The organism is Actinomadura viridis (assembly GCF_015751755.1).
In the GTDB taxonomy this organism is placed as follows: Bacteria; Actinomycetota; Actinomycetes; order Streptosporangiales; family Streptosporangiaceae; genus Spirillospora; species Spirillospora viridis.
The window spans coordinates 7,184,866-7,210,829 of the sequence record NZ_JADOUA010000001.1; the positions used below are offsets into that span (position 1 = coordinate 7,184,866).

The 25,964-nt window shown below is 71.8% G+C and carries 25 protein-coding genes; 16 read left to right on the top strand and 9 right to left on the bottom strand.

All coding sequences use genetic code 11. The features are described 5' to 3' along the window. Positions 1-56: 56 nt before the first annotated feature. A complete protein-coding gene (locus IW256_RS32620; protein ID WP_197014603.1) occupies positions 57-368 on the top strand; it encodes a WhiB family transcriptional regulator in 312 nt (103 codons plus the stop codon). Between the two features lie 468 nt (positions 369-836). Here IW256_RS32620 and bagB read toward each other — a convergent pair whose 3' ends face one another. Beyond that, entirely contained in the window at positions 837-2,060 is a 1,224-nt protein-coding gene (gene bagB, locus IW256_RS32625; RefSeq protein WP_231404022.1) for an ATPase BagB, read from the bottom strand. 124 nt (positions 2,061-2,184) lie between these two features. Beyond that, a complete protein-coding gene (gene bagA / locus IW256_RS32630) occupies positions 2,185-3,180 on the bottom strand; it encodes an ATPase BagA (RefSeq protein WP_307829255.1) in 996 nt (331 codons plus the stop codon). 241 nt (positions 3,181-3,421) lie between these two features. Here bagA and IW256_RS32635 point away from each other — a divergent pair, with 241 nt between their 5' ends. The 5 genes from IW256_RS32635 (at position 3,422) to IW256_RS32655 (ending at position 7,547) form a co-directional block, all read left to right on the top strand. Next, complete coding sequence (locus tag IW256_RS32635; protein WP_231404023.1) at positions 3,422-4,591, top strand: slipin family protein; 1,170 nt, start codon at positions 3,422-3,424, stop codon at positions 4,589-4,591. 262 nt (positions 4,592-4,853) lie between these two features. Next, a complete protein-coding gene (locus IW256_RS32640) occupies positions 4,854-5,012 on the top strand; it encodes a Sp36 family protein (protein WP_019633547.1) in 159 nt (52 codons plus the stop codon). Beyond that, positions 5,012-5,476 carry a RidA family protein gene (locus IW256_RS32645; protein WP_197014605.1) on the top strand — a complete coding sequence of 155 codons (465 nt, stop codon included), beginning with the start codon at positions 5,012-5,014 and terminating at the stop codon, positions 5,474-5,476. The genes IW256_RS32640 and IW256_RS32645 overlap by 1 nt, the downstream gene beginning before the upstream one ends. Positions 5,477-5,709: 233 nt before the next feature. Further along, positions 5,710-6,558: an NUDIX hydrolase gene (locus tag IW256_RS32650; protein WP_197014606.1), complete on the top strand. Its 849-nt coding sequence runs from the start codon at positions 5,710-5,712 to the stop codon at positions 6,556-6,558. A 149-nt stretch (positions 6,559-6,707) separates the two neighbouring features. After that, positions 6,708-7,547 (top strand): MBL fold metallo-hydrolase, encoded by an 840-nt coding sequence (locus tag IW256_RS32655; protein ID WP_231404024.1) that lies wholly within the window; start codon positions 6,708-6,710, stop codon positions 7,545-7,547. 217 nt (positions 7,548-7,764) lie between these two features. Here IW256_RS32655 and IW256_RS32660 read toward each other — a convergent pair whose 3' ends face one another. Then, a complete protein-coding gene (locus IW256_RS32660; protein ID WP_197014607.1) occupies positions 7,765-8,451 on the bottom strand; it encodes a Crp/Fnr family transcriptional regulator in 687 nt (228 codons plus the stop codon). Between the two features lie 111 nt (positions 8,452-8,562). On the opposite strand from IW256_RS32660, the gene nth reads away from it, so the two are divergent. From nth to IW256_RS32675, 3 genes are all read left to right on the top strand, one after another. Beyond that, positions 8,563-9,315 (top strand): endonuclease III, encoded by a 753-nt coding sequence (gene nth, locus IW256_RS32665; protein ID WP_307829256.1) that lies wholly within the window; start codon positions 8,563-8,565, stop codon positions 9,313-9,315. A 101-nt stretch (positions 9,316-9,416) separates the two neighbouring features. Further along, a complete protein-coding gene (locus tag IW256_RS32670) occupies positions 9,417-10,079 on the top strand; it encodes an NUDIX hydrolase (RefSeq protein WP_197014608.1) in 663 nt (220 codons plus the stop codon). A gap of 264 nt (positions 10,080-10,343) precedes the next feature. Further along, positions 10,344-11,540: a MarP family serine protease gene (locus IW256_RS32675; RefSeq protein WP_197014609.1), complete on the top strand. Its 1,197-nt coding sequence runs from the start codon at positions 10,344-10,346 to the stop codon at positions 11,538-11,540. A gap of 141 nt (positions 11,541-11,681) precedes the next feature. Here the strand turns inward: IW256_RS32675 and IW256_RS32680 are convergent, their stop codons facing one another. From IW256_RS32680 to acs, 4 genes are all read right to left on the bottom strand, one after another. Next, positions 11,682-12,065, bottom strand: coding sequence for a DUF309 domain-containing protein (locus IW256_RS32680; RefSeq protein WP_231404025.1), 384 nt, complete (start codon positions 12,063-12,065; stop codon positions 11,682-11,684). Positions 12,066-12,320: 255 nt separating this feature from the next. Beyond that, positions 12,321-13,244, bottom strand: coding sequence for an alpha/beta fold hydrolase (locus IW256_RS32685; RefSeq protein WP_197014611.1), 924 nt, complete (start codon positions 13,242-13,244; stop codon positions 12,321-12,323). A gap of 5 nt (positions 13,245-13,249) precedes the next feature. Beyond that, positions 13,250-13,681: a phage holin family protein gene (locus IW256_RS32690; RefSeq protein ID WP_197014612.1), complete on the bottom strand. Its 432-nt coding sequence runs from the start codon at positions 13,679-13,681 to the stop codon at positions 13,250-13,252. A gap of 650 nt (positions 13,682-14,331) precedes the next feature. Beyond that, positions 14,332-16,299 carry an acetate--CoA ligase gene (gene acs / locus IW256_RS32695; RefSeq protein WP_197014613.1) on the bottom strand — a complete coding sequence of 656 codons (1,968 nt, stop codon included), beginning with the start codon at positions 16,297-16,299 and terminating at the stop codon, positions 14,332-14,334. A gap of 270 nt (positions 16,300-16,569) precedes the next feature. On the opposite strand from acs, the gene IW256_RS32700 reads away from it, so the two are divergent. From IW256_RS32700 to IW256_RS32720, 5 genes are all read left to right on the top strand, one after another. Further along, complete coding sequence (locus tag IW256_RS32700) at positions 16,570-17,322, top strand: Fic family protein (protein ID WP_307829257.1); 753 nt, start codon at positions 16,570-16,572, stop codon at positions 17,320-17,322. 1,104 nt (positions 17,323-18,426) lie between these two features. Continuing rightward, the gene (gene ssd / locus IW256_RS32705) at positions 18,427-19,503 is read left to right on the top strand and encodes a septum site-determining protein Ssd (RefSeq protein ID WP_197014615.1); all 1,077 of its coding nucleotides are present in this window, start codon (positions 18,427-18,429) and stop codon (positions 19,501-19,503) included. Between the two features lie 116 nt (positions 19,504-19,619). After that, positions 19,620-20,780, top strand: a complete 1,161-nt coding sequence (locus tag IW256_RS32710) for a TadA family conjugal transfer-associated ATPase (protein WP_197014616.1) — start codon at positions 19,620-19,622, stop codon at positions 20,778-20,780. A 374-nt stretch (positions 20,781-21,154) separates the two neighbouring features. After that, positions 21,155-21,739 (top strand): type II secretion system F family protein, encoded by a 585-nt coding sequence (locus IW256_RS32715; RefSeq protein WP_231404026.1) that lies wholly within the window; start codon positions 21,155-21,157, stop codon positions 21,737-21,739. A 394-nt stretch (positions 21,740-22,133) separates the two neighbouring features. Further along, the gene (locus tag IW256_RS32720; protein ID WP_307829258.1) at positions 22,134-22,667 is read left to right on the top strand and encodes a type II secretion system F family protein; all 534 of its coding nucleotides are present in this window, start codon (positions 22,134-22,136) and stop codon (positions 22,665-22,667) included. 366 nt (positions 22,668-23,033) lie between these two features. Here IW256_RS32720 and IW256_RS32725 read toward each other — a convergent pair whose 3' ends face one another. Together IW256_RS32725 and IW256_RS32730 are read right to left on the bottom strand one after the other, a co-directional pair. After that, positions 23,034-23,993: a hypothetical protein gene (locus IW256_RS32725; protein ID WP_197014619.1), complete on the bottom strand. Its 960-nt coding sequence runs from the start codon at positions 23,991-23,993 to the stop codon at positions 23,034-23,036. Further along, positions 23,990-24,565 (bottom strand): RNA polymerase sigma factor, encoded by a 576-nt coding sequence (locus IW256_RS32730; RefSeq protein WP_307829259.1) that lies wholly within the window; start codon positions 24,563-24,565, stop codon positions 23,990-23,992. Before IW256_RS32730 ends, IW256_RS32725 begins: the two co-directional genes overlap by 4 nt. Before the next feature lie 348 nt (positions 24,566-24,913). On the opposite strand from IW256_RS32730, the gene IW256_RS32735 reads away from it, so the two are divergent. Together IW256_RS32735 and IW256_RS32740 are read left to right on the top strand one after the other, a co-directional pair. Then, the gene (locus IW256_RS32735) at positions 24,914-25,108 is read left to right on the top strand and encodes a DUF4244 domain-containing protein (RefSeq protein WP_197014620.1); all 195 of its coding nucleotides are present in this window, start codon (positions 24,914-24,916) and stop codon (positions 25,106-25,108) included. A 20-nt stretch (positions 25,109-25,128) separates the two neighbouring features. Continuing rightward, positions 25,129-25,500 carry a TadE family type IV pilus minor pilin gene (locus IW256_RS32740; RefSeq protein WP_197014621.1) on the top strand — a complete coding sequence of 124 codons (372 nt, stop codon included), beginning with the start codon at positions 25,129-25,131 and terminating at the stop codon, positions 25,498-25,500. Positions 25,501-25,964: the final 464 nt, after the last annotated feature.

The window sequence follows — 25,964 nt, forward strand, 5'->3', positions numbered from 1 at the left end:
CGCCCGTCCGGCCAAGGAGCGCAAATCGACACAGACCCTAGGGGAGTGGGGCCAAGATGTGGATCACGGATTGGACCGCCCGCGCCGCCTGCCGTAACGCGGATCCAGACGCCCTGTTCGTGCAGGGAGCGGCGCAGAATCGAGCCAAGCTCATCTGCCGTGGCTGCCCGGTGCGTACAGAGTGTCTCGCCGACGCTCTCGACAACCGGATCGAGTTCGGTGTGTGGGGCGGCATGACGGAGCGGGAACGCCGGGCTCTGCTGCGGCGGCGTCCGGATGTGCGCTCGTGGCGCGACCTGCTGGAAACCGCCAAGGAGGCGTACGAGCGGTCGGTGGAACCCGACGAGAGCGAACTCGTCGCCAGCTGACCGGCACCGTCGGCGGCTCGGGGGGACCCCTCGGACCGGCCCGGCAGGCATGGAGTGTGCACCTCCCTCGAATGATCCTCACGATGTCATGTGCTGGGGGCACCATCCCCGGGACGGCCATCGGTGGATCGTTCCTTTGAGCGGGCGGCACCAGCGAGGTACAAGGTCTTGATCAATGGGCATGGGCCCGCACCGGGATGTGGTGCGGGCCCACGTTCATGTCCGGGCCCTCTCCCAGCCCTTTCTGCTGGGGTATCGGGTGGCCATATGTGCCGGTAGTCGAGGCCGTAACTCGCTGTGGCCACATGCGGCCAGGGGGAGGCGTTTAGTCCGAGGTTGCCCCATCTGGGGGTGATTTGTCCCTGGGGTCCGCGTACCGCGCGAGGTTTGCGCGGCAGGCGCGCAGGCGCCAGGCGCCCAGGCGACAAGTGGCGGCCTCGGGGCGCGGCGCTTGCCGGGCGGCGGTGGTCAGGCGGCGGTGGTGCGGGCGGAGAGGTCCGCCCCGACGCGGCGCAGGCCCTCCAGATCGTGGACGTCCTCGGCCTGGGCCGGGACGGCGGTGATCGGCACCGTGGGGTGGGTGGACGCGAAGTGCTCGCGCAGCCGTTCCTCGCGGGCGGCGACCTGCATCCGGTCGGTGTGCAGGCGGAGCAGCGCCGCGGTCAGCGGGTGGTCGCCGCGTTCCTCCAGGTTCTCGGCCGCGGCCTGGCTGCGCGCGGCCGAGAGAACGTCACCGGCGGTCTCGTGCACCCGGTTGACGACCAGCCCCGCGAGCGGCATCCGCTCCTCGGCCAGGCGCTCCACGAAGTACGACGCCTCGCGCAGCGCGTCCGGCTCGGGGGCGGCGACCACGAGGAAGGCGGTGCCGGGCGTCTGGAGGAGCCTGAACGTCTTCTCGGCGCGCTCGCGGAAGCCGCCGAACATCGTGTCGAAGGCCGCCACGAAGGTCTGCACGTCGCGCAGCAGCTGGACGCCGAGCACCTTGTTGATCGCGCCGGTGAACATGCCGAAGCCGGCGCTGATGACCTTGACGCCGAACCGGCCGCCGGTCTTGGCCGGGGCCGCCAGGAGCTTCATGAAGCGGCCGTCCAGGAAGCGGCCCATGCGCTCGGGCGCGTCCAGGAAGTCCAGCGCGTTCCGGGACGGCGGGGTGTCCACGATGATCAGGTCCCAGGCGCCGGAGCGGTGCAGCTGCCCCAGCTTCTCCATCGCCATGTACTCCTGCGTGCCCGAGAGGCTGGAGGACAGCGACTGGTAGAAGGGGTTGGCCAGGATCTGCTTGGCCCGGTCCGGGTCGGCGTGCGCCTCGACGATCTCGTCGAAGGTGCGCTTCATGTCGAGCATCATGGCGTGCAGCTCGCCGTCGCCGTCGATCTCGATCCGGCGCGGGTTGTTGTCCAGCTCGGACAGCCCCATCGACTGGGCCAGCCGCCGGGCCGGGTCGACGGTGAGGACGACGACGTCCCGGCCGCGCTCGGCGGCCCGCACTCCCAGGGCGGCCGCGGTGGTGGTCTTGCCGACGCCGCCGGAGCCGCAGCACACGACGATCTTCGTGCGCGGGTCGTCGATCAGCGCGTCCACGTCCAGGACCGGCGGGGTCTTCGCGGACGGGCCCCTGCCGGAGGCGCCCCTGACCGACGGGTTCTTGCCGGACGGGGTCTTCCCGGAGGGTGTCTTGGCGGTCGGGCTCATCACGGGCAGCGTCTTCCGTTCACGGCGGGGCCGCCGCTGGTCCGGCCGCCCCGGCTCCTGTGGTTCCATCCGCTCCGGCTCCCGCCGGCGCGTCCCGGGCCGGGCCGCCGGCCGGGCGCGGGGCTCATGCGGCTCCCTGGTCGCGGAGGGCCTCGGCCAGGTCGTACAGGCCGGCGAGGTCCATGCCGTCCGACAGCAGGGGCAGCGTGTAGCGCGGCCGGTCGATCGACTCCAGCCGTTCCTTCTCCCGCCGCTGCATCGCGGTGCGGCGGGCGTGGTCGACGCCCTCGGCGGCCAGCGCGGCGGCGATCGACTCGGCGTCGCTCTCCAGTCCGGCCGCCTTCACGCCGCGGACGATCTCGTCCAGGTCGAGTCCGTCCGCGGTGGCCCTGGCCAGGTCGCCGTCGGACAGCATCGGCGGGTGCTCCATGTTGACCATGACCCCGCCGACGGGCAGTCCCGCCTCGGTGAGGTCGTGGACGCCGTCCATCGTCTCCTGGACGGGCATCTCCTCCAGGAGGGTGACGAAGTGGACCGCGGTCTCGGGGCTCCGCACCACCTTCATCACCGTGTCGGCGTGGTTGCGCACGGGGCCGACCTTCGCCAGCCCGGACACCTCGTCGTTGACGTTGAGGAACTTGGTGATCCGGCCGGTGGGCGGGGCGTCCATGACCACCGCGTCGTAGACGAACGAGCCGTCCTTCTCGCGGCGGCGGACGGCCTCGCTGGTCTTGCCGGTGAGGATCACGTCCCGCAGCCCGGGGGCGATGGTGGTGACGAAGTCGACGACACCGAGCTTGGTCATGGCCTTGCCCGCCCGCTTGAGGCTGTAGAACATCTCCAGGTATTCGAGCAGCGCCTCTTCGGTGTCGATCGCGAGCGCGTAGACGTCACCGCCGTCCGGGGCGACCGCCACCCTGCGCTCCTCGTACGGCAGGGGCGGGCAGTCGAACAGCTGGGCGATGCCCTGCCGCCCCTCCACCTCGACCAGCAGGACCTTCCGGCCGCCGGCGGCCAGCGCAAGGGCGAGGGCGGCGGCGACGGTGGTCTTCCCGGTGCCGCCCTTGCCCGTGACCACATGGAGGCGTACGCCGTCCCAGTCGGTGTCTCTCGCGCTCACCCGATCGACCATATCGTTCGCTCGGCAAGGACTTCAGAGGGTGTCCGGACTCATGCAAGTGATTCCTGACACGGTGCCGTGAACGCCACGGAGAGTGATGTTCCGGACCGTTGTTTCGGCCGTTCCCACGAGGTTAGCTAGGAAACGTGCGACCGGTCACCGGGCCGGGTCTCCCCAGCCTGGAGACCGGCCGGCCTGGGCCCTGGAAGGGCTCAGCCGCATCGCGTGGAAGGTGCCCGTGATGGAAGCGGTAGTCATCGTCATCATCGTCGTCGCGATCCTCGCGTTCCTCGGCGCCGCGGCGTCGGTACGGGTCGTGCAGCAGTTCGAGAACGGCATCGTGTTCCGGTTCGGCCAGGTGCAGCGGGAGGGGCGGCTCAGGCCCGGCGCGGTCCGCCGTCCCGGGCTGACGTTCATCGTGCCGATCATGGAACGGATGCAGAAGGTCAGCCAGCAGACGGTCACGATGAACGTGCCCGCCCAGGAGGGGATCACCCAGGACAACGTGAGCGTCCGGGTCGACGCGGTCGTCTACATCCGGGTGATCGACCCGGTGAAGGCGATCGTCAACGTGCAGAACTACGGGTACGCGGTCTCCCAGATCGGCCAGACGTCGCTGCGTTCCGTCATCGGGCAGACCGACATGCAGGAGCTGCTCGGTGAGCGGGAGAAGATCAACGCGCGGCTGCGCCGGATCATGGACGAGATCACCGACGCGCCGTGGGGCATCCGGATCGAGCGGGTCGAGATCAAGGACGTCTCGCTGCCGGAGGGCATGAAGCGTTCCATGGCCCGCCAGGCCGAGGCCGAGCGGGAGCGGCGCGCCCGCATCATCACCGCGGACGGCGAGTTCCAGGCGTCCAAGCGGCTGGCCGCGGCGGCCGAGATCATGTCGCAGGACCCGGCCGCGCTGCAGCTGCGCATGCTGCAGACCGTCGTCGAGGTGTCGGCCGAGAAGAACAGCACCCTGGTCATGCCGCTGCCGGTGGAGATCCTCAGGTTCTTCGACAAGATGAGCGGCGGGACCGCGGAGGCCGGCCGGCCGGCCGAGCGGACCGATCTGCGCGAACGGCTCGCCAAGGCCGAGGAGGATCTGGCCCTGGCGGCGGAGCAGCCGTCCACGCTCGAATCGCCGCAGGACGTTCCCCCGGTGATCGGGCTGGACGCGCCCGGATCCAAGAGCACGCCGAAGAGCGAGTCCAGGGGCGCGTCCGAGGGCGAGCCGGAGGGCGCGTCCAAGGGCGGGAAGCGCGGCTCCGAGGAGGCGCGCGAGGTGTCCGGGCCCGCCGGGGCAGGCGAGACACCGCCCGGCCTGGAAGCGGGCGAACGGCCTCCGGCCCACCCGCTGGACGGACCCGCCCAGCGGCAGCCCGGGCAGCCCGCGGAGCCGCCGGCGGACCGCGAATCCTGACCCCGGCCCACCGACTCGACGTGCGGCCCGGGCCGCGGGCCGGCGGCGCCGGAGCCGAGCGGGTGCCCGGCGCACCAGGGGTTGGAGATCATGAGCGCCGAAGGGGCCTCGATGATCCTGATCGAGCTGCGCGCGCCGCCGCCACGACGGCGACCCTGCCGAGAGGTGGCCGAACGGCCCGCTGGGGACGGCCGTTCCGTCGGCCGTTCCGTCGGCCGGGACGCGACGCGCGCGGAGAGATCGGATCGCTAGGCTGAGCGCCATGAAGAAGTGGGAGTACGCGACCGTTCCCCTGCTGGTCCATGCGACCAAGCAGATCCTTGACAACTGGGGCCAGGACGGGTGGGAGCTCGTCACCGTGCTGCCGGGGCCGAACCCGGAGAACCTCGTGGCCTACTTCAAGCGCGAACTGGAGCAGTGATGGCGAGCACCCCCGAGGAGCGCGTCCGCGAGCTCGGACTGGAGCTGCCCGAGGTCGTGGCGCCGCTGGCGTCGTACGTGCCCACGATGCGCACCGGGTCGCTGGTGTACACCTCGGGACAGGTTCCGTTCGTCAAGGGCGAGCTGCACGTGTTCGGCAAGGTCGGCGCCGAGGTGGACCTCGACCAGGCGGTCGAGCAGGCCCGCGTCTGCGCGCTCAACTGCGTCGCGGCCCTCAAGGCCGAGGTCGGCGAGCTGTCGCGGGTCGCGCGGATCGTGAAGGTCGTCGGCTTCGTGGCCAGCGCGCCCGACTTCTACGGCCAGCCGCAGGTGATCAACGGGGCCAGCGACCTGCTGGGTGAGATCTTCGGGTCCGCCGGTACGCACGCGCGCAGCGCCGTGGGCGTGGCCGTGCTGCCGCGCAACGTGCCGGTCGAGGTGGAGCTGATCGCCGAGGTCTCCTGAGACCCCGGCCCCGAGCGCGGACGACGCGCCGTCCGCCGGTGCCCGCCGTGGGATCGCGTTGGGTCGTACGCCTTCCCACGGCGGGCCGTGCACGCCGCCTGCCCGGGCACCGCCCGCCCGTGGCTGCCCGCCCGTGGCCGTCGGGTGGCCGTCCGGTGACTGTCCGGGCTTGACGGAATGCCATTCGGTATGTCCGAATTGGCCGCCATGAGGATCACACGTGAGGGTGGGCGATGGTGAACGGGCTCAGGCTCCCCCCGGAGCTTCGGGAACGGGTCGAGGAGATCCGGGCCGGGCGGCTCAGCCCGGTGGCCCCGCGTGACGCGGCCACGGTCGTCGTGCTGCGCGACCACGACCGGCACGGCCTCCAGGCGTTCCTGCTCAGGCGGGTCGCCTCCATGGCCTTCGCCCCCGGCGCCTACGTCTTCCCCGGCGGGTCGGTGGACCCGCGCGACGGCGAGGCCGCGCTCGCCTGGTCCGGGCCGCCCCCCGAGGAATGGGGCCGGGCGTTCAAGGCCGGGGAGACGCTCGCGCGTGAGCTGGTCTGCGCGGCGGTGCGCGAGACCTTCGAGGAGACGCTGGTCCTGCTCGCCGGTCCCACCGGTTCGACCGTGGTGGACGACACCCGGGGCGACGAGTGGGAGGCCGACCGGCAGGCCCTGCTGGACCGTTCGCTGTCGTTCGCGCGGTTCCTGGACCGGCGCGGCCTGGTGCTCCGCGCGGACCTGCTCCGCCCGTGGGCGCACTGGATCACGCCGGCGATCGAGCCCAAACGGTACGACACCCGGTTCTTCGTCGCCGGGATGCCGGACGGGCAGCGCGCCCGGGACGTCAGCACCGAGGCCGACCAGGTGGCGTGGGTCCGGCCCGCCGAGGCGGTCGAACGGGCCCGGGCGGGCGAGTGGTTCCTCATGCCGCCCACCCTGGCCACGCTGGACGAGCTGAGCGCGTACGAGACGGTCGCCGACGTGCTGGCCGCGCCGCGCGAGATCGTGGTGCACGAGCCGCAGGCCGAGATCATCGACGGCGACGCCTACCTCGTCCTCCCCGAGGGCACCGAGCGGCACTACCCGCAGGGGTGATCCGAATGTCTCCCCGCCGCCACCGGAGCATGCCGCTGTCCCGCGTCCTGCTGTGGCGGCTGGCGGGGACCTCGGTGCCGCGGCGCCTGGAACGGCTGGGGTGGAACCCGGGCCGTCACCCCGATCGACCGTCGGGCAGGATGGGGCAAATGAGCGATATCGACGGAATGGGTACGGAACGGGCGACCTGCTGGCTGGCGCCCAATCCGTCCGCGATGACGCTGGACGGCACCAACACCTGGGTGATCGGGGAGCCGGGCGCCGAGGAGGTCGTGGTCATCGATCCCGGCCCCAAGGACGGCGTTCACCTCAGGCGCGTGGTGGACGCGATCACGGCGCAGGGGCGCCGGGTAGGCCAGGTTCTCCTCACCCACGGGCATCCGGACCATTCCGCCGGGGCCAAGAAGTTCGCCGAGCTCGCAGCAGCAGCGGCCTCCGGCGGCGCGGGCGGTGCAGGTGGTGCTGGCGGCAGGGGCGGCTCGGGCGTCCCGGTGCGGGCGCTGGATCCCCGGCACCGCCTCGGCGACGAGGGCCTGGCCGAGGGGGACGTCATCATCACCGGGGGCCTGGAACTGCGCGTCATGGAGACCCCCGGCCATTCCAACGACTCGCTGACGTTCTGGCTCCCGGCCGACCGCGCCGTCCTGACCGGGGACACCGTGCTGGGGTACGGGACGACGGTCCTCGAAGGCAGGCTCGGCGACTACCTGAGCTCCCTGGACCGGCTGCGGCGGTTCTCCGAGGACGTCGAGGCGGCCACGATCCTGCCCGGGCACGGGCCCAAGCTCGACGACCCCATCGGCGCGCTCGACCACTACATCACCCACCGCCGGGAACGGCTCGCCCAGGTCGAGGCGGCGGTCGAGGCGGGCGCCCGCACCGCCAAGGAGGTGGTCGCCCGGGTGTACGCGGACGTCGACAAGTCGCTCTGGCCGGCCGCCGAGTGGTCCGTGCAGTCCCAGCTCGACTACCTGAACGAGCGCTCCTGACCGCCGGTCGCGTGCCCGCCCACCAGGCCGCCCGTCGCCCTGCCGTCGTTCACCTGGCTGTGGTTTGCCTGGCCGTAGGTCGCGTGATCGGTCGGGTGGCCGCCCGTCGTCTGGCCGCAGGGCGCGTTCTGTCCGCCGGGCGGGGGCCGGCGGTCTGACCGTCCGCCGCGTCCGCTGCGCCGCGTCCGCCGCGTCCGCTGCGTCGCTGCGTCCGCGGTCACTTGGAGCGCTTGCGGAGCCGTTCGATGTCGAGGATGACCACGGCCCGCGCCTCGATCCGCAGCCAGTTGCGCTGCGCGAAGTCGGCGAGTGCCTTGTTGACGGTCTCCCGGGAGGCGCCGACGAGCTGGGCCAGCTCCTCCTGGGTGAGGTCGTGGTGGACGTGCAGCCCGGCCTCCGACGGCTGGCCGAAACGCTCGGCCAGGTCGAGCAGCTGCTTGGCGACACGCCCGGGGACATCGGTGAACACCAGGTCGGCCATCACGTCGTTGGTCCGGCGCAGTCGCTGGGCGAGGGCGCGCAGCAGCTGGACGGCGACCTCGGGGTGGCCGGTGAGCCACGGACGCAGGTCGTCGTGCCCCAGCCCGGCCAGCCGGCACTCGGTCACCGCGATCGCGCTGGCCGTGCGCGGACGGGGGTCGAACAGCGACAGCTCGCCGAACATCTCGCTCGGGCCGAGCACGCTGAGCAGGTTCTCCCGGCCGTCCGGGGCGGCCCTGGTCAGCTTGATCTTGCCGTCCAGCACCACGTACAGCCGGTCGCCGGTCTCACCCTCGTTGAAGAGCGTCTGGCCGCGTGCCAGCCGCAACTCCGTCACGTTGGCGCGCAGCGCCTTGGCGCCCTGCTCGTCGAGTGCCTCGAACAACGGAGCCCTGCTCAGAACGTCCACGTCGCGGTCGGTCACGCTTTCCTCCTCGAACACCTACATACATAGTGTGACGTACGTCCCACCGCGTACGTGAAGGCAGGGCCTGCGACGCGCCGGACGGGGGGCCGAGGACGTACCCTTGCCCACGTGCCTCGCAACGGTAGCCCCGCCTCCGTGACGGCGCCCCGCAAGCCCCGGCCTCGGGCGGAGACGCGCCTCGCTCTGGTCCGCCGTGCCCGGCGGATCAACCGCGAGCTCGCCGCGTTCTACCCCGACGCTCACTGCGAGCTGGACTTCACCAATCCGCTCGAGCTGCTGGTCGCCACGATCCTGTCCGCCCAGTGTACGGACCGTCGGGTGAACGCGGTCACACCGGCTCTCTTCACCCGGTACCGGACGGCGGAGGACTACGCCGCCGCGGACCGTGAAGAGCTCGAGACGTTGGTCCAGCCGACCGGATTCTTCCGGGCCAAGGCCAACAATATTATGAAACTCGGGCATGACCTGTGCGAACGCTTCGACGGGGAGGTCCCGGGCAGCCTCGATGAGCTCGTGAGCCTGCCCGGAGTGGGCCGCAAGACCGCCAACGTGGTGCTCGGCAACGCGTTCGACGTCCCCGGGATCACCGTCGACACCCACTTCGGCCGGCTGGCCCGCCGGTTCGGCTGGACCGACGAGACCGACCCGGTGAAGGTGGAGCGGGTGGTCGCCGAGCTGATCCCGCGCAAGGACTGGACGATGCTGTCGCACCGGCTGATCTGGCACGGCCGCCGGATCTGCCATTCCCGGCGGCCCGCCTGCGGGGCCTGCCCGGTGGCCCGCCTCTGCCCGTCCTTCGGCGAGGGGCCGATCGACGAGGTGACGGCGGGCAAGCTGGTCAAGGAGGGGCCGTTCTCATGATCGTTCAATCGCCGGAACGCCCGCCGCGCCCGGGGCGCCCGCAGCGCTCGCGGGTGAAGGCTCTGGGAAGCAACTGCGGTGCGGCGGGGTTGAGGTAAGGCGTGACCGACCACCCCCCGCCCGTTCCAGCGTGGCTCGACCGTTTCCGTGCGGCGGCTCCGCACCTGACCGTCCCGTCCGTCCTGGAGCCCCCCGATGGGGAGGCGAGGGCGGCGGCGGTGCTGATCCTGTTCGGCGAGGGTCCGGAGGGCCCCGACATCCTGCTCACCGAACGGGCCGCCACGCTGGCTGCGCACGCCGGGCAACCCGCGTTCCCCGGCGGGCGCATCGACCCCGAGGACGACGGGCCGGTCGGCGCCGCGCTCCGGGAGGCGTGGGAGGAGGCCGGGGTGAGGCCCGCGGGCGTGGATGTCATGGCCACGCTGCCGGAGCTGTACCTGCCGCACAGCCGCCACCTGGTCACCCCCGTGGCCGCGTGGTGGCGGGAGCCGTCCGACATCGCGCCGGGCCATCCGGGAGAGGTCGCCATGGTGGCCCGCGTCCCGATCGCCGAGCTGGTCGATCCGGCGAACCGCCTGACCGTACGGCACCCCTCCGGGCTCAGGTTCGGCCCCGCCTTCCGCGTCCGGGGCATGCTGGTGTGGGGCTTCACGGCCGGCCTGCTCACCCAGGTGCTCGACGCGGGCGGCTGGAACCGCCCCTGGAACGCCGATCACGTTGAGGACCTCCCCTCCGAGGTGCTCGATCTCGCTGCGCGGGACTGACCGGCACCCGGAGCGGAGCGCCAGCGGAGTGGAGGGTGCTGGTCAGTCTGTGTTTCTCGGGGGTGTGGGGGTTGTCTCCCACTGTGTTGTTGACCGGCACCTGGAGGGGCGCGTGGGGCGGAATCGTGCCTGGCGGGGACGGGTGGTCGTGCCGCGTGCGCGCTTCGTGATCGTTCCGCATCGCCCCCCGTGGCTACCTGAGTGCGCGGAATCTGGTACACCGAGGGGACGTGCGGAGGGGTCCACGCGCTATACGGTGAAGCGGTGCTGGGCGACCACCTTCTGGACCTGATACTGCTCGTGCTCGTTGTGCTCTTCGCGGTCTCGGGCTACCGGCAGGGCTTCATCGTGAGCCTGTTGAGCTTCGGGGGCTTTGTCGGCGGTGGCGTCGTCGGCGTCCTGATCTCGCCGCCGATAGCCGAGGCTGCCGTGGACGGCGCCGCCCAGCAGGCGCTGCTGGCGATCGTCATCGCGTTCCTGTCGGCCACTCTCGGGCAGCTGATCGCGTCCTCGGTGGGCGCCGTACTGCGCAACAGGGTGACCGGCATCAACGCGCGGGCGGCCGACGCCGCCGGAGGTGCCGTGGTCAGCGCGCTGTCGCTGCTGATCGTCGCCTGGTTCTTCGGCACCCTGGTGGCCAACTCCGAGTTCCGGCCGGTCCGCACGCAGGTCAAGGCGTCCACGATCATCAACGGCATCAACGACATGATGCCGACCCAGGCCCAGAGCTGGTTCGCCTCGTTCCAGGGGTTCGTGAAGAGCAGCGAGTTCCCGCAGGTCTTCAACGGGCTGGGCGGGGAGTCGGTGGTCGAGGTGCCGCCGCCCGACGACGCCATCCTGGACACCCCGGCGCTGCAGGCCGCCAAGCGCAGCATCGTCAAGGTCGTCAGTACCGCCCCCGAGTGCCAGCGCAAGATCGAGGGCACCGGTTTCGTGTACGCCCCCGAGCGCGTGATGACCAACGCGCACGTGGTGGCGGGCGCCCGCGGCCAGTCGGTCATCGCCTCGCTGAGCGGTGACCGTGACCGCGGCCGGGTCGTCCTGTACGACCCCAAGCGCGACATCGCCGTCCTGCACGTCCCGGGCCTGGACGCTCCGCCGCTGAAGTTCGCCGGCCCCGCGCGGGTCCGCGACGACGCGATCATCGCAGGTTTCCCCAAGAACCACCCGTTCACCGCGAGCGCGGCCCGGGTCCGGGCCCGGCAGACCGCCAAGGGGCCGGACATCTACCACGCCGGCCAGGTCAGCCGTGAGATCTACGCCATCCGCGGGACGGTCGAGCCGGGCAACTCCGGTGGCCCGCTGCTCGCCCGCGACGGCAGCGTCTACGGTGTGATCTTCGCGGCCGCTCTGGACGCCCCGGCGACCGGTTACGCGCTCACCGCCCACGAGGTCGCTCCGGACGCGCGCCTGGGCGCCAGCAGCACGGCGCCCGTCTCCACCCAGAAGTGCTCTGACTGACGCTTGGAGGGCTGCTCCGGGACGAGGTCCTAGTGGTGCGGCAGTGGCGGTGTGGTGGTGCATCAGTGGCGGTACGGCGGCGGGCGGTGCGGCGGCGGGCGGGGCGACAGTGGCGGTGCGGCAGCCGTCAGCCGTCAGCCGTCAGGCGTCCGGTGGCGTACGGGTGAGCCGGAACCGCAAGGGGAGGCCTGGCCCGGCACCTTCGGCGGCACGCGCGGCCACGCGGCGGGCCTCGTCGGCGACGCCGTTGACGTCGATGCCGTACGGGGAGTCGGCGGCGTAGGGCTCGACGCGTTCGGCGGCGCGTTCCAGGAGGGCCTGTGCTCCCGGGCCGTTGCCGCGGCGCAGGTGGGTCACCCCTACGGCGATCTGGGCGAGACCGCGCCATAGTTCCCGTTCGGCCGGAGGCGCGTCCTTCCAGGCGGCTTCGAGGACCTCGTGCGCGTGGAACGGTCTATCGGCGTCCAGGAGCCGCTGAGCCTCCTCCAGAGCCTCTCCGGGCGGCAGGGAGAGGTCCTCGGGCATCGTGGGCACCCCGGTGGCCCCTCGCGGCAGTGGACGTCCGTACGCGTCGCGTGGCCGTGCGTTACGTGGCCGCCCTGCTTCGTCCCGATCCCGCATGAGCCCATTCTGGCCCCGCGAACGAGGGGTTCGCTCAGAGAGGTCGCAGGGAACGCAGAGAGGGCGCAGGGAACAGAGGGGGCCCACAGGGAACGCGGGGGCTCTGCAGGGGACGCGGAGGGTCCCGCAGCGAACATCGGGGGAGTCAAAGGGGGAAGTTCAGCGTTCGGGTTCCGGGTCCTCCAGCCACCCGAGAAGTTGCGAGTCGAAGGCGCGCGGGCGTTCCTGATGGGGGAAGTGACCGGCGCCGTCTATGAGCTTCCAGCGGTACGGCGCGGCCACATAACGTCCTGACCCCTGCGCGCTGGCGGGGAGGGTGCAGGGGTCCAGGGAGCCGTGCAGCTGGAGGGTGGGCACCTGGATGGGGGTGCGCATGCGGTGCGCGTACCGGATCCCGTCAGGGCGTGGCTGCGAACGGACGAGCCACCGGTGGTACTCCAGCGCGCAGTGGACGGTGCCAGGGATCTGCATCGCACGCCTGACGAGACGTTCGGTGCGTTCGTCGGGCCAGCCGGGGCCGGACCACGCGTGCAGGAGACGGCCCACGAGCGCGGCGTCGTCCCGTATGAGGCGGCGTTCGGGCCACAGCGGCAGCTGGTAGCCGAAGGTGTGCCGTGCCGCCCAGCCCTGCCCCCGGGGATCGCTGCGGATGGCTTGGCGCAGCCGCAACGGGTGGGGCGCGCTCACGATGGCGAGGCGCTGCACGACCTTGGGGTGGTAGACCGCCATCGTCCAGGCGAGGAGCCCGCCCCAGTCATGGCCGACGACGATGGCGTTCGCCTCGCCGAGGGCCCGGACGAGCCCGGCCGCGTCCCCGGCCAGGGTCACCAGGTCGTACCCGCGGGGAGGCTTGTCGCTCCCCCCGTATCCGCGCAGATCCACGGCCACGGCGCGGAAACCCGCGGCCGGCAGCGACACGAGCTGGTTGTGCCACGACCACCAGAACTCCGGGAAGCCGTGCAGCAGCAGGACGAGGGGCCCCTCACCCGCCTCCACCACATGGAAGCGCGTGCCCCCGGCGCTGACCGCCCGATGGGTCCACGGTCCGTCGACGTCGACGACGGACGAATCACGCGCGCGCATGTCCGTCAGTCCGTCAGGGCGGGGGTGTCCGAGTCGCCGCGATGACGCAGCATGGTCAGGTCGTTCTTCAACGACGCGCGGGTGCGCTTGGCACCGTCGATCTTCTTGATGCGCAGGTACCCGATGCCGAGCAGCACCAGCGCCAGCAGCAGGTAGGCCCCGGCGACGATGAGGAACGCCGCCCAGTGCCAGATCCCCACCGCGACCAGGCCGTACGCCGCGGCGATCGAGAGCAGGATCACGATCAGCCCGGCGATCAGTCCCGCGATGCTGAACATGACGCCGCCCAGCGCGGCCTTCTTGGCGTCCGCCTTGAGTTCCAGCTTGGCCAGATCGATCTCCGCTCTGACCAGGTCGGAGACGTTGCTCGACGCCAGCGCGACCAGCTCACCGAGGGACTTGTCCTCGGTGCGCTCGCCCGGCAGTGCCTCGGACATATCGCTCTCTCCTTCCAGGGTCCCGGCCATCAGGACGGGCCTCACAGCCTGTCAGCCGGGCGATCGGTCGGGCCACCCGGGCTCACCTTCGGTGATCCGGATGTGTCCTTACGCACGTTCCGGCCCGTACATCCGGGGCGGGCGTGAGGCGGCCAGGTGGTGCCAGGCGGTGCCAGGTCCTGACAGGTCGTGCCAGGTCCTGGCAGGCCGGGCAGGTCGTGCCAGGCGGTACGGGCGGCGCCGGGCGGTGTGCCGCCGCCGTTCCCCGTTCCCCGTACCGTCCGGACGCGATCCGCCGGCCGGCCGGGGCCGCCCGCGCGTGCTCGCCGGCGCACCCGTCTCCGGAAGACGATGGTGGCGGCCGCCGAGGCGAGCGGGCTCGCGATCAGGACCGCTGCCGTCACTCTCTCGAATTGTGCGGGGTCGGTATAGGTCAAACCGCCGATCAACAGTGAAACGGTGAAACCGGTACGGCTCTCGCGCGATGAACAGGCGGCCGCCCGTACGCGGCGGACCGGGTACGGGCGGCCGGCAGGAAGGCCGGAAGGGGCGTACGGCGACCTCGCGTACTCGCCGTGCTCGCGTCGCCGTACGCCCCGTAAGCGCCCGGAATGAGTCCCTGGGATCAGTCCCAGGAATCAGTTCTCGGATCAGTCCTCGGACTTGGCGCTGGGCAGCTTCTCGGAGATGAGGTCCATCACCGTGCTGTCGGCCAGCGTGGTGACGTCCCCGATGCTGCGGTTCTCGGCGACATCGCGCAGCAGCCGGCGCATGATCTTGCCGGACCGGGTCTTGGGCAGCTCCGGGACGATCATGATCTGGCGGGGCTTGGCGATCGGGCCGAGCGTCCGCGCGACGTGTTCGCGCAGTTCCTTGAGGAAGTCCTCGCCGTCCACGTCACCGCCGGCGTTGCCGCGCGGGATCACGAACGAAACGATGGCCTGCCCGGTCACCGGGTCGGTCGCGCCGACCACCGCCGCCTCGGCCACCTTGGGGTGCGACACCAGCGCCGACTCCACCTCGGTCGTGGAGATGTTGTGGCCCGACACGAGCATGACGTCGTCCACCCGGCCGAGCAGCCAGAGGTCGCCGTCCTCGTCCTTCTTGGCGCCGTCCCCGGCGAAGTACATCCCCTCGAACCGGGACCAGTAGGTCTTGACGAACCGCTCGTCGTCGCCCCAGATGGTGCGCAGCATCGACGGCCACGGCTCCTTGACCACCAGGAACCCGCCGCCGCCGTTCGGCACCGACTCGCCCTGGTCGTCCACCACGTCCGCGACGATCCCCGGCAGCGACGTCATGGCCGCGCCCGGCTTGCCCGCCGTCACGCCCGGCAGCGGGCTGATCATGATGGCGCCGGTCTCGGTCTGCCACCAGGTGTCCACCACCGGGACGCGCCCGCCGCCGATGTTCTCGCGGTACCAGATGTACGCCTCGGGGTTGATCGGCTCGCCGACGCTGCCGAGCACGCGCAGCGAGGACAGGTCGAACTCCGCGGGGATCTCGTCGCCCCACTTCATGCACGTCCGGATGGCGGTGGGCGCGGTGTAGAAGATCGTGACCTTGTACTTCTGGATCACCTCCCACCAGCGGCCCTTGTGCGGGGTGTCGGGGGTGCCCTCGTAGAGGACGCTGGTGGCGCCGTTGGCGAGCGGCCCGTACACGATGTACGAGTGCCCGGTCACCCAGCCGATGTCGGCCGAGCACCAGTAGACGTCCTCCTCCGGCTTGAGGTCGAACACCGCGTGGTGCGTGTAGGCCACCTGGGTGAGGTAACCGCCCGTGGTGTGCAGGATGCCCTTGGGCTTACCCGTCGTACCGGAGGTGTAGAGGATGTAGAGCGGGTGCTCGGAGTCGTGCGCCTCGGCGGTGTGCTCCTCGCTCTGCCGCTCGACCAGGTCGTCCCACCACACGTCCCGGTCGTGGACGGCGACCTCCTCGCCGGTACGGCGCACCACCAGCACGCGCTCGATCGACGGCGTCCCCTGCACCGCCTCGTCCACGGTCGGCTTGAGCGCCGAGGGCTTGCCGCGCCGGTAGCCGCCGTCGGCCGTGATGACCACCTTGGCCTCGGCGTCGTTGATCCGGGTCCGGAGCGCGTCCGCGGAGAAGCCGCCGAAGACGACCGAGTGGGTCGCGCCGATGCGGGCGCACGCCAGCATCGAGATCGGCAGCTCGGGGATCATCGGCAGGTAGACGGCGACCCGGTCACCCTTCCGCACGCCCAGCTCCAGCAGGGCGTTCGCCGCCTTGTTCACCTCCCGCTGGAGGTCGGCGTAGGTGATCGTGCGGCTGTCGCCCGGCTCACCCTCCCAGTGGAAGGCGACCTTGTCGCCCTTCCCGGCCTCCACGTGCCGGTCCACGCAGTTGTACGCGACGTTCAGCTCGCCGCCCACGAACCACTTGGCGAACGGCGGGTTGCTCCAGTCCAGGACCTGGTCCCAGCCCTTGGCCCAGGTCAGACGCTCCGCCTGCCGGGCCCAGAAGGCCGGCCGGTCGGCGGCGGCCTCCTCGTACGCCTCGGCCTTGACGTTCGCGGACTCGGCCAGTTCGGCGGGAGGAGGGAAGCGCCGCGTCTCCTGCAACAGGTTGGAAAGTGTCTCTTGACTCTGGCTCAACGCGTACTCCTTGCTTGCGAGAGGAAGGCGCCCGGTGAGCCCACTTCACCAGGGAAGGTGCTGCCCCACAAGTCCTCACCACGTGTGCGCACCCCGGGACGCCGGCGCTTCTGGGCAGGAACCAGCCACCCCTACCCTTCGTAGGCATCCGTACACATCCGTACGCTCGGTTACTGGTACACCCCAGATGCGGGGGTGGGATGAGCGAGCGCATAGGGTCGGGCCGTGACCGAAGCCGATGCCCTCGTACACGTAGCGAACCTGCCTGGAGTGGCCGACGCGGTAGCCGACACGCGTACCGCGGTGGACCGGCTGCTGGGCCACCGCATCCTCCGTAGGCGCAGTGCCGAGGTCTCCACCGAGTCAGCGTTGCGCGGTGCCCGCGCCTCCGCGTTCCTGGAAGGGGCCTCGGTCACCCTGGAGGACCTGCGCGGTGAGGAGAGCCCGAAAGACCCGGCCGTACAGGGGGCTCTGCGGGTCTCCGCAGAGCTGGGGTCCCTCGCGGAGACCTGGCGGCAGGCGCCCAGGCAGGTCCTGGCGCGGCTGCACGTTCTCGCCGCCGCGGACGCCGTCGACAGCGCCGACCTTGGCCGGCCGCGCGGGGCGGACCAGCCCGTCAAGGACGTCCTCGGGCTCGGGGAGCCTCCAGCACCGGAGGAGGTCGCGAGCCGCCTGGACATGCTCAGCGGCCTGCTGACCGGGCCGACCAAGGCCCCCGCCCTCGTCGTCGCGGCCGTCGTCCACGGCGAGCTGCTGACCCTGCGTCCGTTCGGCTGGGGGGACGGGATCATCGCCCGCGCGGCGGCACGGCTCACACTGGTGGCCCGGGGCCTCGACCCCAAGTCGCTGACGGCCCCCGAGGTCGGGCACGCCGAACTCGCCGACGGCTATGCCGCCGCCCTGCGCGGGTACGCCGCGGGCACCCCGGAAGGCGTGGCCGGCTGGATCCGCCACTGCGCCGACGCCACCGCCGCGGCCGCCCGCGACTCCCAGGCGATCTGCGAAGCCTTCCTCCGCGGCTGAGAACCCATGCCACCTCCAGCGCACGGACGGGACGCCTAGCGAACGGACGGGACGCCTAGCGAACGGACGAGGCGCCTAGCGCACGCGAGGCGCCTAGCGCACAGGCGGGTGCTCAGAGCGAACGGGTGGGGTGCTCATAGCGAACGGCGCCCTCCCTAAGGGGCGCCGTCGCCAGCCACGTCACACCGGGTTACCAAGCGTGCTCCTCATATTCGTCGGAGCGGGTCAAGCCCGTCACGACGCGCCTCCCGCGGCTGGTCGCGCGTGGGTGCCCGGCTGCCGTGTCCGAACCTTCGGTCCGTAGCTCCTGTCTACGCCTCGCTTGCCCAGCTGACAAGCCCCTATTTGCAAAAAGGGTGGAACCGAGACTCGGCTCCCGTGGCCCTGGACGCATCACGGCGTGCCGCCGACCCCGCGCTGAGAGGTGCATCATTTCGGATGTAAGGGCCCTTCTCCGACACATCGCCGAATCGATCACACAGTGTGATCGATTCTTAATATCGGTGATCTCGTTCCGTGCCGTAGGGATCTTTAGATCTGCTGTACGCTCCCACTCTCGTCCAGGACTTTCTCGCCGGATCCCCGGCGTGGTCGGGAAGGGGCGGTGGTGGCGCCCGACTCCCGGAGTGGGATCATCTCAACCAGATGAGAAAAAACGTGACCCGACGGCGACTTCGCCGCTCGACGGAAGTCGAGGAGATCGGGCAGCATATGTTGTATCTGCCTACACTGGAGACGGCGACTTTGCTTCTCCTATAGATCAAACTGGCACTCGAGCTGAGTGAGATCTCCCCGAGTCTTTCTTGGGAAACGGGCCGGCTCTACCCCCCCGGAGCCGGACCGTTCGGCGGCCCCCGCTCTCCCCCCCCCGGCGGGGGTCGCCCTGTCGTGGAGTGGTCGGGGGGCTGCGGCGCCGACCGGCCAGGACAGCCCCCCGACCTCCGCCCGCCCCGCCCGCGGGAAGCCTGACTACCCCACCCCTGACCTGGCCGGACAGCGTCCCGGCGCCCCTCGCCCGCGGAGTTATCCACAGTTCGGCGAAGGGGTTTCCCCGCCACTCCCCGACGGCGCATGGTGGTGCCTCCGGCACGTCAGGGAGGCACCATGACCAGCGCGGCGATGATCGCCACCGACGACCCTTCGATCACCGATGACCTGCTCCGGCTGGCCGCCGCGGCGGACGCCGAGATCGAGCTCGTACGCGACCCCGACCGCGCGCGGCAGGGCTGGCCCTGGCCGCCGCTCGTCATCGTCGGAGCCGACCTGGCCGAGGCGATCGCGGCGGGGTCCCCGGAGCGGCGTCCCGGCGTCGTCGTGGTCGCCAAGGGCGGGGACACCGCCGACCTCTACCGCAGGGCGGTCGAGGTCGGCGCCCAGGACGTCGTCCGGCTTCCCGACGACGAGACCTGGCTGATCGACGCCATGGCCGCCGCCGCCGAGCCGGTGGAGGGCTGGGCGACCACGGTCTGCGTGCTCGGCGCCGGCGGCGGAGCCGGTGCCAGCGTGCTGTCGGCCGCGCTCGGCCTCACCGCGTCGCGGCGCGGCCTGCGCACACTGCTCGTGGACGGTGACCCGCTCGGCGGCGGCCTCGAACTGGTGCTGGGGCTCGAAGACCACGAGGGGGCACGCTGGCCGCACTTCGCCGAGCGCCGCGGGCGGCTCAGCGCGGGCAACCTGTACGAGTCGTTGCCCCGCCTGGGCGACCTCTCCGTGCTCTCGTGGCGGCACGGCACCGCGGCCACCGTCGTACCGGAGGCGACTCCCTCCCTCCTCGACGCCGCCGCCCGCGCCTTCGACCTGGTGATCGTTGACGTCCCCCGCTACCAGGGCGAGATCGGACGCTCCGCCCTGCGGGCCGCCGACACCACGCTTCTCCTCGTGCCGGCGGAGGTCCGCGCCACGATGGCGGCGGACGGGCTCGTGACCGCCCTGCGCGGCGAGGTCGCGGACATCAGGCTGGTCGTGCGCGGTCCCGCCTCCGGCGGCGTCACCCCCGAGGTGATGGCCGAGGCCCTCGACCTCCCCCTCGGGCTCCTCGACCGCGACCGCAGGCTGCCGGCGGCGATCGACAAGGGCGACCTCACCGAGGCGGTCCGGCGTGGACCCATCGCCGACCTGTGCGGGCGGCTCCTCGCGGCCCTCGAAGTCCGGTCGTACGAGCGTCAGGCCGAAGCCGCGTGAGCCGGGACCGCCATCACCGCCATCACGGCGAGGCCGCGCCGCGAGGACGGCCCGTCCCGGGAGCCTCTCCCGGCCGGGCCCCAGGACAGGCCCGGCAGGCCATCCCGGCCAGTGTGGTGAGCCGGTTCTCCGACGCGGTGCGCGGCCGCCTCGCGGACATCGGCGGTGAGCCGACCACCGGGCGGGTCGCCGCGGCCGTGCGCGCCGAGGACCGGTTACTGGGCGACCGCGAGGTGCTGACCCTGGCCGGCGCGTTACGGGCCGAGTTCGTCGGTGCCGGTCCGCTCGAACCGCTGCTCGGATCGGCTGAGGTCACCGACGTTCTCGTGAACGGCCCCGGCGAGGTGTGGGTGGACGCGGGCGCGGGCCTGAGCCGTACCGCGATCCGTTTCCCGGACGAGGCGACCCTGCGCAGGCTGGCCCAGCGCCTCACCGCCGCCGCGGGACGCCGCCTCGACGACGCGTCCCCCTACGCCGACGCGCGCCTTCCCGGGGGCATCCGCCTCCACGCCGTGCTACCGCCGATCGCGCCGAACGGCACCTGCCTGTCGCTCCGCCTGCCCCGCCGGCGCGCGTTCACTCTGGACGAGCTTGTCGCGGCCGGCACGGTGCCGCCCGCCGGCGCCGATCTCCTGGCGGCGCTGGTCGCGGCCCGCGCCGCGTTCCTGGTGACCGGCGGCACCGGGACCGGCAAGACGACCCTCCTGAGCTGCCTCCTGACACTCGTCCACCCCGGTGAACGGCTCGTCCTGGTGGAGGACTCGGCCGAACTCGGCCCCGATCACCCCCATGTCGTACGGCTGGAGGCCAGGCCGCCCAACGTGGAGGGGGCCGGTGGAGTCACCCTGCACGACCTCGTGCGCCAAGCCCTCCGGATGCGTCCCGATCGGCTCGTCGTGGGCGAGGTGAGGGGTTCGGAGGTCAGCGTTCTCCTGAGCGCTCTCAACACCGGCCATGAAGGAGGCTGCGGCACGCTGCACGCCAACGCGCCCGCCGACGTACCGGCCCGCCTCGAAGCCCTGGCGTGCGCCGCCGGGCTCAGCCGGGAGGCCGTGCACAGCCAGCTCGCCGCCGCTCTCGACATCGTCGTCCACCTCGTTCGCGAGCCCGCCGGAGGCAAGCGGCGCGTGGCGGAGGTCTGCCTGCTGCGCCGTGCCCGCGACGGCCTGGTGGGAGTGGTCCCCGCCATCTCGTTCACTCCCACCGGCGAAGCGATCCCGGCGGAGGGCGCCGGCGCACTGGCCGCACGCCTCGGCCACCGCTGGAGACCGCCGTGACCCGGCCCACCGCCCAAAGGGACATCTCCCTCGAACACAGGTAAATGCGGATCTTGCCCACCGGCACAAGCTCATCGAGCATGCCGCGCACACCGCGCATGGCCCGGCCGGAAGCAAGGCCGTTGAAATAGAGAAGCGGAGCGATGGAACCCATAGGACTCGCGGCATTGTGCGCGGCGGCGCTGGTGTGGATGCAGCTCGGGCCACCACCCGCGAGCCGCCGTCTGGGCCGGTTACTCGGCGCGAAGACCGCTACAGGTCAGGGCCTGGCAGAACGATTGCTGCGATCTGCCAGAACGTACTCGGAGATGTGCCGGGAGCGGCGGCGGAGGCGGCACCGCTGGCGCGCGGCGGTCATCGAATTATGCGACGGGATGGCAGCGGAGCTGGCCGCCGGCAGGACGCCCGAGGACGCGTTCGCGACCACCGCGGCGCTTCTCCAACCGCACATCGCCCAGCAGTTGCTGACCGTTCGCGCCTCCCCCACGGCCGGCCGGCGGGACCAGGCCCGAAAAGTTCCGCCCGCCATGCCGGCGGCTCCGGTGACCGGCCGGCGGCCGACAGCGTCAACGAAGGTCATCGAGCACCTGGAGGAACTGTCCGGGCGCGAGGACGGGGCCGAGGGCCTCCGCCTCCTCGCGGCGTGCTGGCGCATAGGCGCGGAACGCGGCGGCGCCCTCGCCACCGTCCTCGATGGGCTGGCCACCGCACTCCGCGACGAGGAAGCACAGCGCCAGGAGATCGCGACCCAGCTCGCCGGGCCGCGCGCGACGGCGCGGCTTCTCGCCGGGCTTCCGCTCCTCGGCCTCGGCATGGCCGCCGCGTTGGGCGCGAACCCCCTGGCGTTCCTCTTCGGCACCCTTCCCGGGCTCGGGTGCCTGTCCGCGGGCGTCGGCCTCGACCTGGCCGGGCTCTGGTGGACCCGGCGGCTCGCACACGCGGCGGAGGGCCCCGGATGACAGCCGGCGCCGCGTCCACCCGGAGGCGTTCATGCTGATCGCGATGGCCGCACTGTGCAGTGCCCTCTGCACGCTGCTCCTCCCCCAGACCGTGTCTCCCGCGACCCGAAGGCTCCGCCGCCTGACCTCAGGCGATTCGCGGACCACGAGATTTCCGGGCATGCCCTGGCGGCGCCGGGAACACAAGCCCGCACGACCCACCGGCGCACCTGACCCCCTCCCCAAAGCGCCTCCACGGTGGCCCAAGAGGCCAACGGGCCGATCGCCTGAACGTCCGCGAGGACATCCCCCGTCCCGCGGATCCAGCGACCACCACCCGCGGCGAGACCAGTTCCTTCGCCGTCTCACAGCGGGCCTGGTCGGCGTGGTCTGCGCAGTGTTCGTGGGCGGCGCCGTGGGGGTTCTCGTGGGAGCCTTCGTCGGCGCGGCGGTCTTCCATACGTTCGGCCGCCTCGGCCGCGCCGAGCAGCGGAACCGGGCGGCGCGGATGGTCGCCGACCTCCCCGTGGCGGTCGATCTGCTCGCCGCATGCCTCCGTGGCGGCACACCCTGGAGCGAGGCCGTCGAAGCCGTGGCCGGTGCGGTGGGCGGCCCCCTCGGGGACGAGCTTCATACGGTCGCCGTCCAGATCCGGCTGGGCGCCGATCCCGCAGTGGCCTGGGGCGCCCTCACACAACAGGAGACCCTCGCGCCACTCGCCCGTACCGCCACCCGGGCCCTCCAGAGCGGTGCCCCACCCGCGGCCCTCCTCGCCCGCCTGGCCCATGACCAACGACGCGCCGCCCGGACGGCCGCCGCCGCCCGTGCCCGCACAGCGGGAATCCACGCGCTGGCCCCGCTGGGCGCGTGCTTCCTACCGGCCTTCGTCCTGCTTGGAGTGGTGCCCGCCATAGCCGGTATAGCGGCGACACTTCTCCTCCCCTGGTGAGGCGCAGAACCGTGAGACCACCCGAAGGCGCCCGCATCCGCCCCTGTCCGGGCGCCCCCACCTGGATTGCCTGTGACCGAGGGACGCCGCTCGGCCCGCCAGCCACACCACGGGCCCGCCGGTCACGCTGCTACGGCCCGCCGGTCAGGCCGCCATGGTCGGCTGGCCACGCCACGTCCGTGGGTCACGCCGCCGCAGACCGTTGGTCACGCTGCTGCGACACGTCGGTCACGCCGCCCGGAGCGTTGGCGTGGGTGCCGGTGACCGGACGGCATACGCCGGGCCGCGCACGCGCGACTACCTACCTGGTGCGCTGCTCGAACGGTGGTCACCTGAGTCGCAGTACCGCTCTACCGGTTGGAGCGGTCAGAGGCCGTTGGGAGGTTGGGGCGTCTCGTTGGTCCAGCCCACCTTCAGGTAGGTCGTTCCCGTGTTCATGCGCGGCAGTGTGCTTCTCTGGGAGAGCAGGACCGTGGTGGATGGGTCGACCAAATACTGGATGCTTCCCTCCTTGAGGGCGTATCCCGTTCGGCCTTGTCCGTCCTTGCCCTGACCAGCGCTTTCGATGTCCGGCCGTCCGGCCAGCGCGCGGAAGGCCGCTGCGCGGGCCTTCGGCAACGCCGGCGCCTGGGCCAGCAACTGGATGAGCAGAGTAGTGGCGAAGCTTTCGACGGACTGCTTGCTCCAATGAGGGGAAACCGACCGGGCCCTGTCGATCGCCCACTTCTCGATGCCCTTGGCCGTGGTGGGCAATCCCCTGATCTCGGCGAGGGTGAACTGGCGGTCCGCCAGCTCGAAGGGACGTGAATACCTGTGCTTCTCCCTGCGCAGGCTTGCCGGCTTGCCTGCTTCCCCGCGGCCTTCCAGGACCAGTCTTCCGTGCCAGTAGTAGCCGTCCTTGCCGTACCAGCTTTCCTCGATGGACTTGTGTTCCCCCACCTCCCGGACCGTGCGGACACGCCAGTACAGGCCGTCGGTGGCCGGCTGTCGCTCCGCGTTGGTCGCGGCGACCAGCAGCGCCTGCCGCCCTGACATCGCATGGGCGCGGTCGAGGGGCGTGGACGGGATGCCTGCCGCGGGTGGGACGGAGGGCGTGGAGCCGTTGCCGGAGACCACGACGGTGACGGCCGCGGCGGCCGAGACGAGGCCGAGGCCCAGTGCCGTCCACCAGATGGGGGCGCGGGCGGGCGAGCGGCGACGGGCACCGTGCTCCGGTGTGCCGGCGAGAGCGCGTTGCAGGTCGCGGGCGCGGCGCGAGGTGTCGGCGGTGGGGTCGAGCTGCGGGGGCCGGGCCGCGGCCAGTCGGTTCATCACATCGCGGGTCATGAGGCTTCCTCTCTCACCAGGGTGAACGTGGATGTGGCGGGCGGCTGCGGGCCGGAGGCGGGCGGTTCCGCCATGCCAGGGGCGGCCAGCGCGTTCTCGAGCCGCCGCCGTGCACGATGCAGCCGGACGAAGAAGGTGGCCCTCGAGCAGCCGATCACTTTCGCCGCCGCGCCGGAGGACAGCCCATGCCAGGCGACCAGGGTCAGCAGCTCGCGGTCGGCGTCGGAGAGCGCGGCCAACGCCTGCAGTACCTCCGCGCGCTCGACCACCGTCTCGCCGATGTCGGCCGTGGGCGCCTTCCGCTGTGCCACGGAGCGCAGTTCCGCCGCCAGCGCGTCCTGCCTGCTGTTGGCGCGATTCGACTCGCGCAGCAGATTGCGGGCTATGCCCAGCAGCCACGGCACCGGCACGTCCGGCAGGTCACGCATCCGCCGCCAGGCGACGCAGAACGTCTCGCTTGCGATCTCCTCGGCGATCTGCCTGCCTGCCCTGCTCACTGCATAGGCGTAGACGCGTCCGTAGTGCGCGTCATAGAGCGCCGTGAAACGGGCGATGTCATCAGGGTCCGTCACGATCCGAGCCCTTCGTCAGGGGATCTCTCACCCCTGTAGTGATCACGTCCCTCGTTTTCTTACAGGCCCTGATCGGCCCACCTCGGGGCAGAGCAAGCAAGCGCGAAACCGGCATCGCGCCGGGCGCCGACCCGGCCGGTGTAGGACCTGGGGCCGCGGCCCTGGCCGGGCGGCTGGTCCGCATCGCCACCGCCCGGCCTGGGGCGTGGAGCTGAACTCGCACCCCGCGCCCGCGGGTTATCCACAGAACGGTGTTCTGCTGGTGCGGTGGTCCTGGAGGCCGGAAGCTTCTTGATGCGGGTGCGACAGCGCGCTCGAGGGCTACGTGACCGGTGAAAGGAGCCGAGCATGCGGGGACTGGCAACGGCGACACGGCGATGCCGCGGTGCGGCGAGGGACGCCGGAATGTCGACGGCGGAGTACGCGGTCGGCATGGTGGCCGCGGCGGCGTTCGCCGGCCTGCTTTTCAAGATCGTTACAAGCTCGGAGGTGCGGGCGCTGCTCTTATCCATCATCAAGCGCGCCCTCCAGCTGGCCGGGTGAAGCGCCGGCGGGAGGAAGGGATGGTGACCGCGGAGATCGCCGTGGCACTGCCCGCCCTCGTCCTCGTCACCGCGCTGGCGCTGTGGGGAGTGACGGCCGCGTCCGTCCAGCTCGCGTGCACGGACGGTGCCCGGAGCGGCGCGAGGGCCGCCGCCCGGGGCGAGTCGGTGGCCGCCGTTCGCGCATTGGTCACCCGGGCCGTTCCGGCCGGGGCGTCGGTGCGCGTCCACCGTGACGCCCAGAGCTCACGGGTGGAGATCGCCGTACCGGTCAAGGCCCCCGGAGGTGCCCGCCTTCCGCCGCTCGTGATCCGGGCGGACGCGACAGCGATCAACGAACCGGGGGTGGGCGAGGGCGCGAGTGAAGATGCGCGAGTGAGGGGGCGCGGGTGAGGGGGCGCGGCGTCTCGGTGCCACGGGGTGATGAGCGCGCGGCGCGGCGTGCTGGCGGGTGACAGATGAGAGGCGGGTCCGGCCGAAAGTGAAGGCCTTACGTGATTGGGCGCCACGATCACGACTGCTCTGAAGCCGTAGCTCTTGGGCGCAGGACGTTCTGAGGGCAACGCCCAGGGCCGTCAGGTGGGTGCACGGCTTGCGGTTGCTCTTGCTGAGAGAGCTTGAGAGAGGAGGACAGATGACCAAGGGGCGGAGCCATCAGGGACAGGGAGGTCTGGGGCGGGGGGATGACGGGCGGGGAGGTCTAGGACAGGGAGATCAGGGGCGGGGAGGTCTGGAGCGGGGACATCAGGGGCGGGGGGATGAGGGGCGGAGAGGACAGGGGTGGGGAGATCGGGGGTCGGGGGCCGTGTGGGTGGTCGCGTTCATGGCACTGGTCTGGCTGGTGGGGGGGCGTGGCG

Coding starts and splice junctions, on each gene's coding strand:
- IW256_RS32680 (WP_231404025.1), bottom strand. CDS start 12,065: ATGCCCGAGGACCTCTCCCTGCCGCCCGGAGAGGCTCTGGAGGAGGCT.
- IW256_RS32655 (WP_231404024.1), top strand. CDS start 6,708: ATGAGCGATATCGACGGAATGGGTACGGAACGGGCGACCTGCTGGCTG.
- bagB (WP_231404022.1), bottom strand. CDS start 2,060: ATGAGCCCGACCGCCAAGACACCCTCCGGGAAGACCCCGTCCGGCAAG.
- IW256_RS32715 (WP_231404026.1), top strand. CDS start 21,155: ATGGCAGCGGAGCTGGCCGCCGGCAGGACGCCCGAGGACGCGTTCGCG.
- IW256_RS32650 (WP_197014606.1), top strand. CDS start 5,710: ATGGTGAACGGGCTCAGGCTCCCCCCGGAGCTTCGGGAACGGGTCGAG.
- IW256_RS32725 (WP_197014619.1), bottom strand. CDS start 23,993: ATGACCCGCGATGTGATGAACCGACTGGCCGCGGCCCGGCCCCCGCAG.
- IW256_RS32635 (WP_231404023.1), top strand. CDS start 3,422: ATGGAAGCGGTAGTCATCGTCATCATCGTCGTCGCGATCCTCGCGTTC.
- IW256_RS32735 (WP_197014620.1), top strand. CDS start 24,914: ATGCGGGGACTGGCAACGGCGACACGGCGATGCCGCGGTGCGGCGAGG.
- IW256_RS32620 (WP_197014603.1), top strand. CDS start 57: ATGTGGATCACGGATTGGACCGCCCGCGCCGCCTGCCGTAACGCGGAT.
- IW256_RS32690 (WP_197014612.1), bottom strand. CDS start 13,681: ATGTCCGAGGCACTGCCGGGCGAGCGCACCGAGGACAAGTCCCTCGGT.
- ssd (WP_197014615.1), top strand. CDS start 18,427: ATGACCAGCGCGGCGATGATCGCCACCGACGACCCTTCGATCACCGAT.
- IW256_RS32645 (WP_197014605.1), top strand. CDS start 5,012: ATGGCGAGCACCCCCGAGGAGCGCGTCCGCGAGCTCGGACTGGAGCTG.
- IW256_RS32740 (WP_197014621.1), top strand. CDS start 25,129: ATGGTGACCGCGGAGATCGCCGTGGCACTGCCCGCCCTCGTCCTCGTC.
- IW256_RS32640 (WP_019633547.1), top strand. CDS start 4,854: ATGAAGAAGTGGGAGTACGCGACCGTTCCCCTGCTGGTCCATGCGACC.
- IW256_RS32685 (WP_197014611.1), bottom strand. CDS start 13,244: ATGCGCGCGCGTGATTCGTCCGTCGTCGACGTCGACGGACCGTGGACC.